Raw genomic sequence first — 13,107 nt, forward strand, 5'->3', positions numbered from 1 at the left:
TGCCTCCCTCCGTGCCGGGCCGTGATGGTGCGGGTCAGCGCACCGCCGCGTCCCACCGCCAGCGCGTGCGCTGCGGCCTGTCGGGCAGCTCTTCGCGCCCGGTCGCCCACAGGAGCACAAGGTCCGCGTCCTCGTCGGGTCGAGGTTCGACGTCCGGGAAGAGGCGTGCGAGGACCCGCGGCGCCAGACCCGCGGGGAACGGCACGTGCTCGCCCGCGAGGCCGAGCACCACGTCGTGACCGTGCACGAGGACCTCGGCGACGCCCATCGCCGCAAAACCCTCGGCGTCGGAGGTGCCGTAGGGGTGGTAGGCGCGCGCGGCGACCGGTCGGGTCTCGGCAAGGGTCGCGAGGAGCTCGCCCCCGCCGAGCAGGGCCTCCGCGAGGCCCGCCGTCCCGGCCGCGCGGTCGACGTGCGCGATCTCGTCCTCCCCACGCGGTCCGACGAGCGGCACGTACGCCAGGCGCGGCAGCGCGGCGAGCTGGAGCGCGTAGGCGAGCAGGTCGTCGACGACGTGCTCCGTCGTCGTCCAGCACGACCAGCGGACGGGACCGGCCTGCCGGTCGAACGCCGCGACCGGGTGCCGCGCGAGGTGGTCCGCGAGCCAGCGCGCCGCCGTGCGGACGTCGTCGCCGGTGACGGCGCCGGCGGCGCCGTCGGGTCGGGCGCTCACGCGCTGCCCGCAGCGAGCGCGTCGGCGCGCCAGCACTCGGCGCGGTACGGCAGGTCCACGTCGGTGCGCCCCGCGAGGGCCGGGTGGGTCGCGACGAGGTCGTCGATCTCGCCGAGCAGCTCCTCGCGGCGCGGCTCGGGAAGTGTCAGGAGGTAGCTGCGCGACGCGGCGAGCGGGCGGAGCGACGACGTCGGCACGCGGTCCGCCCAGGGCACCGTGCGGTGCTCGGGCGCGGAGAAGTGCTGCGGGGAGAGCGCGGGCTCGCGGTAGCTGTGCTCGAGGGTGTCGCCCCGGTGGATGATCTCCGTGAACCGGCCGACCCAGTCGACCGCGTTGTCGCGGACGTTCCACACGATGCCGAGCCGGCCGCTCGGGCGCAGCACGCGCGCGATCTCGGGCTGGGCCGCGGGGGAGAACCAGTGCCATGCCTGGGCGACGAGCACGGCGTCGACGCTCGCGTCGGGGAGGGGGATCTTCTCGGCCGACCCGGGCGCTGCCTGCGCGCCCGGGACGGACTCCGCGAGGCGGGCGCGCATCGCGTCCGAGGGCTCGACGGCGACGACGTCCAGCCCGCGGGCGACGAGCCGCTCGGTGAGCTTCCCGGTGCCCGCGGCGAGGTCGAGGACGCGGCGTGCGCCGGCGGGCAGGAGCCAGTCGACCGCCTCCTCCGGGTAGGAGGGGCGCGTGGACGCGTACTGCGCGGCGCCCTGCTCGAACGACGCGGCGCGGTCGGCGCGCGAGCCGGGGTCGGGGGAGTCTCCTGAGCTCATGCCTCGACGGTGCCAGACGGCGGCCGTGCGAGTCGACCTGTACACGCCCGTCGTGTGCCGTGCTCGTGGTGTGCGGGTCGCATTTGGTCCGCGTCGTCATGTCCGGTAATGTTCTCGGCCGGTGGGACCTCCACGGGAGGGAGCCAGGGGACGAGTCTCGACTCGTCCTGGCGGCGTCCTGACAGTGGTCGGTTACCCCCTTGGGGTATGGTGTAATTGGCAGCACGAGTGATTCTGGTTCACTTAGTCTAGGTTCGAGTCCTGGTACCCCAGCGAAGAGCTCCGGCTCAGATCGAGCGGTCAGAACCGCTCGAAACATGAGGTAGAGTTCTCGACGGAGAAACGGACCGGAAACGGTACGAAGATCCACAGGCCCCCATCGTCTAGCGGCCTAGGACGTCGCCCTCTCACGGCGGTAACACGGGTTCAAATCCCGTTGGGGGTACAGAGAAAGGCCCGGTCACCATCACGGTGACCGGGCCTTTGTCATGTCCGCAGAGGCTTCAGCGGCGCTCGACGCGCGTCGTGGTGCCGGTGCGCGCCGGTGTGACGAAGGTCGCGGCCCGAGGCGGTGGAGGCCGATCGCCGGGCTGGTTCGACGGAACACCGTCCGCCAGCGTTCGTGAGCTCGTCGAGACGCCGTCAGGGCGCGCCGTCGCGACCCGGGCCGGGCTCATAGGGCTTCGGGATCGGCGTCGGCGTGGGGCGAGGATGGATGACCGGCACGTAGGTCGCCCGGTGCTCCCCGGAGATCGCCCAGCCCGGCTCGTCGTCCCCGTGGCCCTCGTCGTGCCCGCGGTCGTGCCCGGCGTCGTGCCGTGCGCTCTCGCGGCGCCCGGCGACGGGGAGCGGCTGGGTCGGCCCGCTCGACTCCCCAACGGGCCTGCCCGGCACGACGACCACCGGCTCGTCGGCGCGGGGCGGGGCGGGTACGGGAGGCGTCGTCGCGGGGCTGCGCCCGTCCCACGCCGGGGCGGGGGCGACGGGCGAAGGCTCGGCCGGCTGCGTGGCGCGCGGTCCCGACGGCGCGACGGGCACCGGGGCGACGACGCTCGGCGGTGCCGGCGGCGGGCTCGCGCCACCCCCGGGCGGGGTGCCGGGACGGCTGCCCGGTGTGAAGAGCGTGTCGCACAGGAGCCGGTACGTGGAGTCGGGGTGCGAGACCCAGTCGATCTGGCGCAGCGCCTGGTCCTGTCCGGCGGACTCCAGGAGGAACTGCCCGTAGCCGAACACGCGTCCGACCGGCGAGCGCCCGTAGTTCATGTCCGTGACCTTGGTGAGCGGCATCATCGCGACCTTGTGCGTGATGAGCCCGTACAGCAGGAGCAGGCGCTTGTCGGTGGCGACGAACCACTCGTTGCGCCACTCGAAGACCTTCCACACCAGGCGCCCGGCGAGGATCAGCCACAGCCACCACAGGAACAGCACGCCGTCCCCGACGGCGGGCCCGGCCTGCACGACGAGCCAGGCGACGACGACCGCCCCCGCGACGGTGGTGGCGACGGGCTCGAGCAGCATCCCCCAGTGGTGGCGCGTGGCCACCACGACCCGCTCGCCGCTCAGCACGTAGCGGTCGAGGATCCTGCTCCGGGGACGGCCGCGGGCCACGATCAGTCCAGGAGCGAGTTGAAGAACTGGCCGATGGAGCTGAAGGCGCCGACGATGACGTCCCAGATGCCCTCGACGATGTCGGCGGCGCGGTCGGGGCTCCTGATGACGGCATAGACGGCGAAGATCACCAGCACCCAGATCAGGGTCATCTTCACCTTCGGATGCATCGGGACTCCTCGTGTCTCGGGTTCGGACGGTCAGGCGCCCCCTGCCGCCACCGAGCCGTCCGGCGCCGGGGCACGCACAGCATGGCAGCAGCCGGTGACATTTTGACAGGGCACGTCCCGTTTGCGGCCCGCGGCACGCCGACCGACGCCGACCTCGGCACGACGTCGTCCACCGAGGCCCGACCGTGCCCACCCCTCGCGGTGAGCGTCGGTCCGGCGCGATCTTCCGCTACTCGCCGGCGCGGCGCAGCACCTCGGTGAGGCGGTTCGCGGCGGCCACGACCGACCCGGAGTGCAGGCGGCCGGGCTGGCGGCTCAGGCGCTCGACCGGGCCGGAGATGGAGACCGCGGCGACGACGCGGCCGGACGGCCCGCGGACCGGTGCGGACACCGAGGCGACGCCGAGCTCGCGCTCGGAGACGGACTGGGCCCAGCCGCGGCGTCGGACGCCGGAGAGGATCGTGGCCGTGAAGACCGCCTCGCGCAGGCCGCGGTGGAGCCGGTCCGGCTCCTCCCACGCGAGGAGGATCTGCGCCGCGGAGCCGGCGCCCATCGTGAGCGTCGCGCCGACCGGGATCGAGTCGCGCAGCCCGACCGGGCGCTCGGCGGCCGCGACGCAGATGCGGTGGTCGCCCTGGCGGCGGTAGAGCTGGGCGCTCTCGCCGGTGTGGTCGCGCAGCGCGGTGAGCACAGGGTTCGCCGCGGCGAGCAGGCGGTCCTCGCCGGCCGCCGTGGCGAGCTCGTTGAGCCGCGGGCCGAGGACGAAACGACCCTGCATGTCGCGCGCGACCATGCGGTGGTGCTCGAGCGCGACGGCGAGCCGGTGCGCCGTCGGGCGGGCCAGGCCGGTGGCCGTGACGAGCTGGGCGAGGGTGGCTGGTCCGGACTCCAGGGCGCCCAGGACGGAGGCCGCCTTGTCCAGCACTCCGACTCCGCTAGTATTGTCCATAGGTCGATATTGACGTCTCATGCTCTGAGATGCAAGCCAGAGCTGAGATGCAGGTCCGGCACGGATGTTCCACCCGCTGGACGTTCTCCCCGGCACGTGGCCGGACGGCGGACGATCGACCCAGGCGATGCTCCATACCCCCCAGGAGCGCCGTGACAGACGACGAGGAGATGAGCAACATGGCCGGCACGCTGGCGGAGAAGGTCTGGGACGCGCACCTGGTGCGACGAGGCACCGACGGGTCGCCCGACCTCCTCTACATCGACCTCCACCTCGTGCACGAGGTCACCAGCCCCCAGGCGTTCGAGGGGCTGCGCCTCGCGGGCCGCCAGGTCCGCCGTCCCGACCTCACGATCGCGACCGAGGACCACAACACCCCGACGCTCGACATCGACCTGCCGATCGCGGACCTCACGAGCCGCACGCAGATCGACACGCTGCGCAACAACGCGCGCGAGTTCGGCGTCCGCATCCACTCGCTCGGCGACGCGGACCAGGGCATCGTGCACCAGGTCGGGCCGCAGCTCGGTCTCACCATGCCGGGCCTGACGGTCGTGTGCGGCGACTCGCACACCTCGACGCACGGGGCGTTCGGCGCGCTCGCGTTCGGCATCGGCACGTCCGAGGTCGAGCACGTCATGGCGACCCAGACGCTCCCGCTCGCGCCCTTCAAGACGATGGCGATCAACGTCGACGGCGAGCTGCCCCCGGGCGCGACGAGCAAGGACATCATCCTCGCGATCATCGCCAAGATCGGCACCGGCGGCGGCCAGGGCTACGTCCTGGAGTACCGCGGCGAGGCCATCCGCAGCCTCTCCATGGAGGCGCGGATGACGATCTGCAACATGTCGATCGAGGCCGGCGCGCGCGCCGGCATGATCGCCCCGGACGACACGACGTTCGAGTACCTCAAGGGCCGCCCGCACGCGCCCGAGGGTGCCGACTGGGACGCGGCCGTCGAGTACTGGCGCACGCTGCGCTCCGACGACGACGCCGTCTTCGACACCGAGGTCACGCTCCGCGCGTCCGACCTCGAGCCCTTCGTCACCTGGGGCACCAACCCCGGCCAGGGTCTGCCGATCTCCGCGACCGTCCCCGTCCCCGAGGAGATCGCGGACGAGAACGAGCGCGTCGCGGCCGAGCGCGCGATCGAGTACATGGGCCTCACGCCCGGCCAGCCGCTGCGCGAGGTCTCCGTGGACACCGTGTTCATCGGGTCGTGCACCAACGGTCGCATCGAGGACCTGCGCTCCGTCGCCAAGGTCGTCCAGGGCAAGCAGAAGGCCGACGGCGTCCGCGTCCTCGTCGTCCCGGCCTCCGCGCGCGTTCGCCTCCAGGCCGAGGCCGAGGGCCTCGACAAGATCTTCCTCGACTTCGGCGCCGAGTGGCGCAACGCCGGCTGCTCCATGTGCCTCGGCATGAATCCCGACCAGCTCCAGCCGGGCGAGCGCGCGGCGTCGACCTCGAACCGCAACTTCGAGGGCCGCCAGGGCAAGGGCGGGCGCACGCACCTCGTGTCGCCGCTCGTCGCCGCCGCCACCGCGCTGCGCGGGACGCTCTCCTCGCTGAGCGACCTCGACCTGCCCGAGGGCACCGACATCACGTCCTTCGACGGCACGCCGCTCGCTCCGCTCGACCCGCGCGTCCTCGTGCAGGTCTGAGCCACCCGCGCCGCGCTGCCCACTCGTCGCCCCGAAGACTCGAAGAGGTTCCTGCCATGGAGAAGTTCACGACCCACACCGGCGTCGGCGTCCCGCTGCGCCGCAGCAACGTCGACACCGACCAGATCATCCCCGCCGTCTACCTCAAGCGCGTGACGCGCACGGGGTTCGAGGACGCGCTGTTCGCCGCCTGGCGCGGTGACCCCACGTTCGTCCTCAACCAGGACGCCTACCGCGCCGGCTCCGTGCTCGTCGCCGGCCCCGACTTCGGCACCGGCTCGTCGCGCGAGCACGCCGTCTGGGCGCTCAAGGACTACGGCTTCCGCGTCGTCCTCGCGTCGCGCTTCGCCGACATCTTCCGCGGCAACTCCGGCAAGCAGGGTCTCGTCGCCGGCATCGTCGCGCAGGAGGACATCGAGCTCCTCTGGAAGATCCTCGAGACCAACCCCGGCACCGAGGTGACCGTCGACCTGGTGAACCGCACCGCGTCGGCGCAGGACGTCACCGTGCCGTTCCAGATCGACGACTACACGCGCTGGCGCCTCATGGAGGGCCTCGACGACATCGGCCTCACCCTCCAGCACGAGGACGAGATCTCCGCGTTCGAGGCGACGCGTGCGTCGTGGCGCCCGAAGACGCTGCCCGCGAAGACGCTGCCGAAGGTGGAGATCGAGGCTGCTCGGCCCGTCGGCTGAGAGGTTATGGCTGGGGGGCGGGCTCTGGGGTGGTGACGACGGGTCTACCATCCGCAGGGCTCGTTCCTCGCCCTGCTCCCGCCAGGCCCACCACGACCCGTCGTCACCACCCCAGAACCCGCCCGCCGAGCTGGCGCCGACACGTCGGTCGGGGCGAACGGATCGACGGCGGCTGCTTGGCGCAGTCGTCCGTCTCACCGTCGTCCGGGGGTGACTTTCACACCGTCTGGTGGTGGCTTTCTCAGCGGGACGACGGGGGGCCCGCGTGGATCGCGTCGAGGAGCGACTCCGGGGTCGCGGTCTCGGGGTTCCAGCGGGACTCGACCCACCACGTGGCACCGGCGTCGGCGAGGCCGGCGAGCTGGTCCGCCGCCGCGGAGCGGTCCGTCGGGAGCTCGCCCTGGACGACGACGTCGAACGGGCGGCCCGCGTCCAGGCCCAGCTCCGCGCGGCGCGTGGTGAGCCACTCGACCAGGGCGGAGACGTCGTCGGGCGTGGGGACGTCGAAGCCGCGCTCGCCGCGGAGCTGGAGCACGATCCCGTCGGCGCGCAGCGCGCGGTCGAGCGAGCGCAGCGGCGGTCGCTCGGCGTCCCAGACGCCCACGGGCCACACCGGCACGTGGTGCCCGACGACGGGGCGCTCCACGGGTCGCGGGAGGAAGAGCATCTCGCCCGCGTGCACGTGCGTGCCGTCGAAGGAAAACTTCTCCCCGGACCAGGCGCGATCGAGGTAGGCGATCGCGTCGTCGAGCAGCTCCGCGCGCTCGCGCAGGGACTGGAGCTGGCCCGGGACGGCCGAGAAGCCGCCGTCGTCGAGCACGCCCACCCCGACGGGCAGGACCAGGCGCCCGCCCGACAGGTGGTCGACGGTCAGCGCCTGCCGCACGACCTCCCACGGGCGGCGGCGGGGGAGCGCGAAGACCATCGCGCCGAGCGCGATGCGCTCCGTCCGGACCGCCGCCGCGGCGAGCACCGCCCACGGGTCGAACGTGTCGACCGGCATCGACAGCAGGCTCAGCCCGTCCCACGAGAAGAACCCGTCCCAGCCGGACTCCTCGGCCCCGACGGCCATGTCCAGCACCTGGGCCGCGGAGCCGAAGCTCCCGACCACCCCGACCTTGATCCCCGTCTTCGCTGCGCTCATCCTGGCGACGCTACGCCCCGCCACCCACACCCGATCCGCTGAGTGCTGGGTATGTGTCGTCTCCGGGTGCCCGGGACGACAAGTACCCAGCACTCAGGGGAGCGGGGTGACGTCGAGACGGACGATGCGGCGGCGGGCGACGTCGGTCACGGTGAGGCGGCGGTCGTCGACGTCGACGTGGTCGCCCACGACCGCCAGGCGGCCGAGCTGCGCGACGACGTACCCCGCCACGGTCTCGTACGGGCCGTCGGGGAGCTCGACGCCGGTGCGCCGCGCGAACTCCTCGATCGTCTGCCCGGCGTCGACGCTCGTCGCGGCGCCGTGCTCGCGCGCCGGCGAGGGCTCGTCGGGGTCGTACTCGTCCCGGATGTCGCCCACGAGCTCCTCGACGAGGTCCTCGAGCGTGACGATCCCGTCGGTCCCGCCGTACTCGTCCACGACGACGGCGATGTGCACCCCCTCGCGGCGCATCTGCGACATGGCGGGGAGCACGGTGTTCGTCGCGGGCAGCGCGAGGATCGGGCGGACGACGTCGCGCACCGCGAGGGCGCGCCCCGTCGCCGGGTCGGTGGCCGGGTGGTCGGGGCAGTCGCGCCCGAGGAGGTCGCGCACGTGGAGGAACCCGACGACGTCGTCGAAGTCGTCGCCGGTGACCGGGTAGCGCGAGTACGGGCCCGCCGCGACGGTCTCGGCGGCGTCGGCGAGGGTCGTGTCGGCCGGCAGGAACGCGACCTCGCCGCGGGGCGTCATGGCCTCGGCGAGCGACCGGTCGCCCGCGGCGAACACGTCGTCGAGGATGCGGCGCTCGTCCTCGGGCAGCGACTCGTGCGCGAGCACGATCTCCCGGAGCTCCTCCTCGCTCATCTGCTCGCTGCGTGCTCTCGGGTCCCCGCCGAGCAGGCGCACGACCACGTCCGTCGACCGCGACAGCAGCCAGATGACGGGCCGCATGAGCGTCGCGAACCGGTCCAGCGGCGGCGCGACGACGAGGGCGACGCCCGCCGAGCGCTGGAGCGCGATGCGCTTGGGCACGAGCTCGCCGAGCACGAGCGAGAGGTACGCGATGACGAGCGTCAGCCCGACGAGCGCGACCGTGTCCGCGAGCCCGCTCGACAGCCCGAGACCCTCCAGAGACGGCGCGAGGTCGGGAGCGAGCGTCGAGGCGCCGTACGCGGCCGAGAAGAAGCCCGCGACGGTGACGCCGATCTGCACGGCCGCGAGGAACCGGTTCGGGTCGCGCGCGACCGCGGCGACCCGCGCACCGCGCGCCGACTGCCTCTCGAGCCGCGCGACCTGGCTCTCGCGCAGCGAGACGAGGGCGATCTCGGTGCCGGCGAACACGCCGCCGACGAGGATGAAGAGCAGGACGAGGCCGATGTTGGCCCAGGTGCCGGAGTCCATGCTCCATCCAAGCAGGCCGTCCGGCCCGCCGCGGGATCAGCGGTCGGTCGGTTTCCGGTCGGGGTCCGTGGGCTCGGGGTCGGCCGGCGCCTCGATCGTGTCCGTCGGCGGCGTCGCCGCGCGCGTCGGGCCGTCCGCCCCGCCGGTCGTCGTCCCGGTCGTCATCTCGACGTCCATCTCGTCGGTCGTCGTCGTCGCGTCGTCCGCCGGTGCGTGCTTGCGGCGCGGGATGAAGTGCGCGACGAGGACCACGACGCCACCCACGAGGATGCCGACGACGGCCGAGCACGCGGTGTTGACGAGCCAGCCGAGGAACCCGCCCACGCCCGCGACGCCGGTGACCGCGTGCTCGAGGTGGTGCACGACGTCGTACGGGCCGTGCCAGCCGAGGTCGTACGTGCCCTGCAGCAGGATGTGCCCGCCGACCCACAGCATCGCGATGATCCCGACGAACGAGATGACCGCCATGACCTTCGGCATCGCGCCGACCAGACCGCGGCCGAACGACTGCACCCACGGCGTCTCGCGCTTCGCGAGGTGCAGGCCGATGTCGTCCATCTTCACGATGAGCGCCACGACCCCGTACACGACCGCGGTGATGAGGAACGCGACGATCACGAGGATGACGAGGCGCGACCAGAAGCCCTCCGAGGCGACCTCGTTGAGGGCGATGACCATGATCTCGGCGCTCAGGATGAAGTCGGTGCGCACCGCGCTCGACACGACCGAGTCCTCGTCGACGGCCTTCTTCTCGGCCTTCGTCTCGACCTCGGCGTGATGCTTGCCGGAGATCAGCTCCCACACCTTCTCGGCGCCCTCGAACGCGAGGTACGTCCCGCCGAGCATGAGCAGCGGCGTGAGCAGGAACGGCAGGAACTCGCTGAGCAGCAGGATCGCCGGGAGGATGAAGAGGAGCTTGTTGCGCAGCGACCCGGTCGCGATGCGCTTGATGACGGGCAGCTCGCGCTTGGCCGCCAGGCCCTCGACGTAGCGGGGGGTGACGGCGGTGTCGTCGATGACGACGCCGGTCGCCTTGGCGCTCGCGCGCCCGGCGGCGGCGCCGACGTCGTCGATCGATGCGGCCGCGAGCTTGGCGAACGCCGCGATGTCGTCCAGCAGGGCGGCGAGTCCGAACGCCATGGGTGCTCCGTCGTGTCGTGGCCGGCCCGCGTGGCCGCCCACGAGCCCGCAGGTGCGTTCCGTCGCGGCTGCACGGCATCGTAGCGACTCCACGCCCCGGCGACGGTGACGTCCACCGCCGAGAAGCGGGCATCCGCCCCCGGAACCGCTGATCCTGGGGCGGATGCTCACTTCTCGACAGCGGGCCGTCGTCAGGTGGGTCGGTCCGTGGTCACGATGTTGACCAGGCGCGGCGGGCGGACGACGACGCGCACGACGTCGCGGCCCGCGGTCGCCCTGGCCGTGCCCGGTGAGGCGAGCGCTCGCGCTCGCAGGGTCGCGTCGTCGACGTCCGCGGGCACGACGACGCGGCCGCGCACCTTCCCGTCGACCTGCACGACCGCCTCGATCGTGTCGTCCACCAGCAGCGTGGCGTCCACCGCCGGCCAGGTGGCGTCCGCGACCGACGGCGCGTGGCCGAGGCGCTCCCACGCCTCCTCGGCCGTGTGCGGGGCGAAGACGCTCAGCAGCACCGCCACGGTCTCGGCCGCCTCACGCACCGCGGCGTCGTGCGGCGCGGTGTCCTCGCCCGGCCCGGGTCCGGCGTCGGACGCCCGCCGCGCAGCCGTGACCAGCTCCATGACGCGCGCGACGACGACGTTGAACCGGCTCCGCTCGAGCAGGTCCTGCGCCTCGTGCACGGCGCGGTGCGTGACGCGACGCAGGGCGTGCGCGCGGGTCCCGGGCCGGGTCGTGGTGTCGACGCGCACCCCCGGGTCGGCGGGCGCGCCGTGGTTCTCGGCCGCCACGGCGCCCGCGGCCGGGCCCGGCCCGACGGCGTCGGCGATCCGTAGCACACGGGCGCAGAACCGCCGCATCGCGCCCGGGTCGACGTCCGCCCAGTCCACGTCGTCCTCCGGCGGCCCGGCGAACACCATCGCGAGCCGCACGGCGTCCGCCCCGTGCCGGTCGAGCTGCTCGCCGAGGTCCACGCCGTTGCCCAGCGACTTGCTCATCGCGCGACCACCGTTGAGGACCTGCCCCTGGTTGAGCAGCGTCGCGAACGGCTCGACGACGTCCACCCACCCCTCGTCGTGCAGGAACTTCGTGACGAACCTGCTGTACAGCAGGTGCAGGATCGCGTGCTCGACGCCGCCCACGTATTGCGCCGCGGGCATCCACCGCCGCGCGTCCTCGGGACGGAACGGGACGTCGTCGGGCGAGCCGTCGTCGCCCAGCGAGCAGTACCGCAGGAAGTACCAGGACGAGTCCACGAACGTGTCGAGCGTGTCCGGGTCGCGCTCCGCGTCCGCGCCGCAGCGCGGGCACGGCACGCGCCGCCACGCGTCGGCGGCGGGCGAGGCGAGCGGCGAACGGCCGCGGGGGAGCAGGTCGTCGCCGGCCAGGTCCGGCAGCCGCACGGGCAGCTCGTCGTCGGGGACGGGCACGACGCCGCAGCCCGGGCAGTGCACGACCGGCACCGGGGCGCCCCAGTAGCGCTGGCGCGAGACCAGCCAGTCGCGCAGCCGGTACGACGTCGCCCGCTCGCCCGCGCCGTCAACCTCCAGCCGGGCGATCGCGTCCTCGACGCCGGGCCACGTCTCGCCCGAGCCCGCGGGCAGGCCGTGCGCGGCGGCGAAGCGCGCGTCGCGGTCGTCGTGCGCGGGCACTCCCATGACCGCGCCCGTCCCGTAGCCGGGAAGCACGTGGTCGGCCGCCCAGACGGGCAGCCGCGCACCCGTCTCCGGGTGGCGCACCCACGTGCCCAGGAACGTCCCGGCGCTCGGGCGCTGCACGTTCGTCCGCTCGATCTCCCCGGACGCCAGCGCGGCCTCGCGGTGCCGGGCCAGTGCGTCCGCACGCTCCGGGGCGCACAGCGCCGCCGCGAGCGGCCCGTCCGGCGCGACGGCGACGAACGTCGCGCCGGGCAGCGTGTCGGGGCGCGTCGTGAAGACCTCGACGTGGGCCGGGCACGCGGGGACGGGAGACGCGTCGACCGGCCCGTCCGTCGCCTTCTTGCGTGATGGCCCGGCCGCCGCGTCGCGCCCCGGGTGCGGGCCGCCGTCGGGCACGATCTCGAAGCGCACGCGCGCACCCGTGCTGCGCCCGACCCAGTTCCGCTGCATCGTCAGCACGCGCGCGGGCCACTTGCCGTCGAGCGCGTCCATGTCGTCGAGCAGGCGGTCGGCGTACGCGGTGACGCGGACGAACCACTGCGTGAGCTCGCGCTGCACGACGACCGCCCCGCACCGCTCGCAGCGTCCGCCCACGACCTGCTCGTTGGCGAGCACCGTCCGGTCGGCGGGGCACCAGTTCACCGGGGCCGTCGCGCGGTAGGCGAGGTCGCGCTCCAGCAGCCGCACGAACAGCCACTGCGTCCAGCGGGAGTACTCCGGGCGGTGGGTCTCCAGGCGGCGCGACCAGTCGAACGACACCCCGTACCGGTGGGCCGTCGCGGCCTGCGTCGCGATGTTGGTCTCGGTGAAGACGGCGGGGCTCTCCCCGCGGCGGATCGCCGCGTTCTCGGCGGGCAGGCCGAACGAGTCCCAACCGATCGGGTTGAGCACGTCGAAGCCGCGCAGGCGCCAGTACCGCGCGACGACGTCCTCGAGGGCGAACACCTCGGCGTGGCCCATGTGCAGGTCGCCCGAGGGGTACGGGAACATCGTCAGCAGGTAGCGCCGGGGGCGCGCGCCGTCGTCGCGCGCGCGGAACGTGCCGTGCTCGGCCCAGTACCGCTGCCAGCGGTCCTCGATCTCGCGGGGTGACCCGCCGAGCATGCGGTCGTCGCCCGAGATCGGCTCGACATGGTCGATCCCCGCAGGGTCGGCGGGGGCGGAGGGGTGAGGTGGGTGTGCGGCGTCCACGGGAAGGCTCCTCGAGAAGGTGGGCTTCGTCGTCGGGCACTCGCCGTGCG

The 13,107-nt window shown here is 73.5% G+C and carries 11 protein-coding genes and 2 tRNA genes; 4 read left to right on the forward strand and 9 right to left on the reverse strand.

Annotated elements, in window-relative coordinates:
* Positions 1-34 precede the first annotated feature (34 nt).
* Positions 35-673, reverse strand: a complete 639-nt coding sequence (locus FIC82_RS09030) for a hypothetical protein (RefSeq protein ID WP_168731654.1) — start codon at positions 671-673, stop codon at positions 35-37.
* Positions 670-1,443, reverse strand: a complete 774-nt coding sequence (locus FIC82_RS09035; protein WP_154798335.1) for a class I SAM-dependent methyltransferase — start codon at positions 1,441-1,443, stop codon at positions 670-672. Before FIC82_RS09035 ends, FIC82_RS09030 begins: the two co-directional genes overlap by 4 nt.
* Positions 1,444-1,644: 201 nt before the next feature.
* Between FIC82_RS09035 and FIC82_RS09040 the strand changes: the two genes are divergently transcribed.
* Positions 1,645-1,716, forward strand: a tRNA-Gln gene (locus FIC82_RS09040).
* A gap of 99 nt (positions 1,717-1,815) precedes the next feature.
* Positions 1,816-1,888, forward strand: a tRNA-Glu gene (locus FIC82_RS09045).
* 197 nt (positions 1,889-2,085) lie between these two features.
* Here FIC82_RS09045 and FIC82_RS20840 read toward each other — a convergent pair.
* The 3 genes from FIC82_RS20840 to FIC82_RS09060 all read right to left on the reverse strand — a co-directional run bounded on the left by FIC82_RS20840 (position 2,086) and on the right by FIC82_RS09060 (position 4,170).
* Positions 2,086-3,051 carry a PH domain-containing protein gene (locus FIC82_RS20840; RefSeq protein ID WP_216610010.1) on the reverse strand — a complete coding sequence of 322 codons (966 nt, stop codon included), beginning with the start codon at positions 3,049-3,051 and terminating at the stop codon, positions 2,086-2,088.
* 2 nt (positions 3,052-3,053) lie between these two features.
* Entirely contained in the window at positions 3,054-3,221 is a 168-nt protein-coding gene (locus tag FIC82_RS09055) for a hypothetical protein (RefSeq protein WP_168731655.1), read from the reverse strand.
* A gap of 229 nt (positions 3,222-3,450) precedes the next feature.
* Positions 3,451-4,170, reverse strand: a complete 720-nt coding sequence (locus FIC82_RS09060; protein WP_154798336.1) for an IclR family transcriptional regulator — start codon at positions 4,168-4,170, stop codon at positions 3,451-3,453.
* Positions 4,171-4,349: 179 nt separating this feature from the next.
* Between FIC82_RS09060 and leuC the strand changes: the two genes are divergently transcribed.
* Positions 4,350-5,831 (forward strand): 3-isopropylmalate dehydratase large subunit, encoded by a 1,482-nt coding sequence (gene leuC / locus FIC82_RS09065; RefSeq protein WP_154800025.1) that lies wholly within the window; start codon positions 4,350-4,352, stop codon positions 5,829-5,831.
* 56 nt (positions 5,832-5,887) lie between these two features.
* On the forward strand, positions 5,888-6,526 hold the full coding sequence (gene leuD / locus FIC82_RS09070; RefSeq protein ID WP_141391365.1) for a 3-isopropylmalate dehydratase small subunit: 639 nt from the start codon (positions 5,888-5,890) through the stop codon (positions 6,524-6,526).
* Between the two features lie 241 nt (positions 6,527-6,767).
* Here leuD and FIC82_RS09075 read toward each other — a convergent pair whose 3' ends face one another.
* From FIC82_RS09075 to FIC82_RS09090, 4 genes are all read right to left on the reverse strand, one after another.
* A complete protein-coding gene (locus FIC82_RS09075) occupies positions 6,768-7,670 on the reverse strand; it encodes an LLM class flavin-dependent oxidoreductase (protein WP_154798337.1) in 903 nt (300 codons plus the stop codon).
* A 93-nt stretch (positions 7,671-7,763) separates the two neighbouring features.
* Positions 7,764-9,071: a hemolysin family protein gene (locus FIC82_RS09080; RefSeq protein WP_154798338.1), complete on the reverse strand. Its 1,308-nt coding sequence runs from the start codon at positions 9,069-9,071 to the stop codon at positions 7,764-7,766.
* Between the two features lie 36 nt (positions 9,072-9,107).
* Positions 9,108-10,211 carry a DUF808 domain-containing protein gene (locus tag FIC82_RS09085; protein WP_154798339.1) on the reverse strand — a complete coding sequence of 368 codons (1,104 nt, stop codon included), beginning with the start codon at positions 10,209-10,211 and terminating at the stop codon, positions 9,108-9,110.
* Positions 10,212-10,402: 191 nt separating this feature from the next.
* Positions 10,403-12,970 carry a leucine--tRNA ligase gene (locus FIC82_RS09090; protein WP_154800026.1) on the reverse strand — a complete coding sequence of 856 codons (2,568 nt, stop codon included), beginning with the start codon at positions 12,968-12,970 and terminating at the stop codon, positions 10,403-10,405.
* Between the last annotated feature and the right edge of the window lie 137 nt (positions 12,971-13,107).

It is taken from the genome of Cellulosimicrobium protaetiae (assembly GCF_009708005.2).
Lineage (GTDB): Bacteria > Actinomycetota > Actinomycetes > Actinomycetales > Cellulomonadaceae > Cellulosimicrobium > Cellulosimicrobium protaetiae.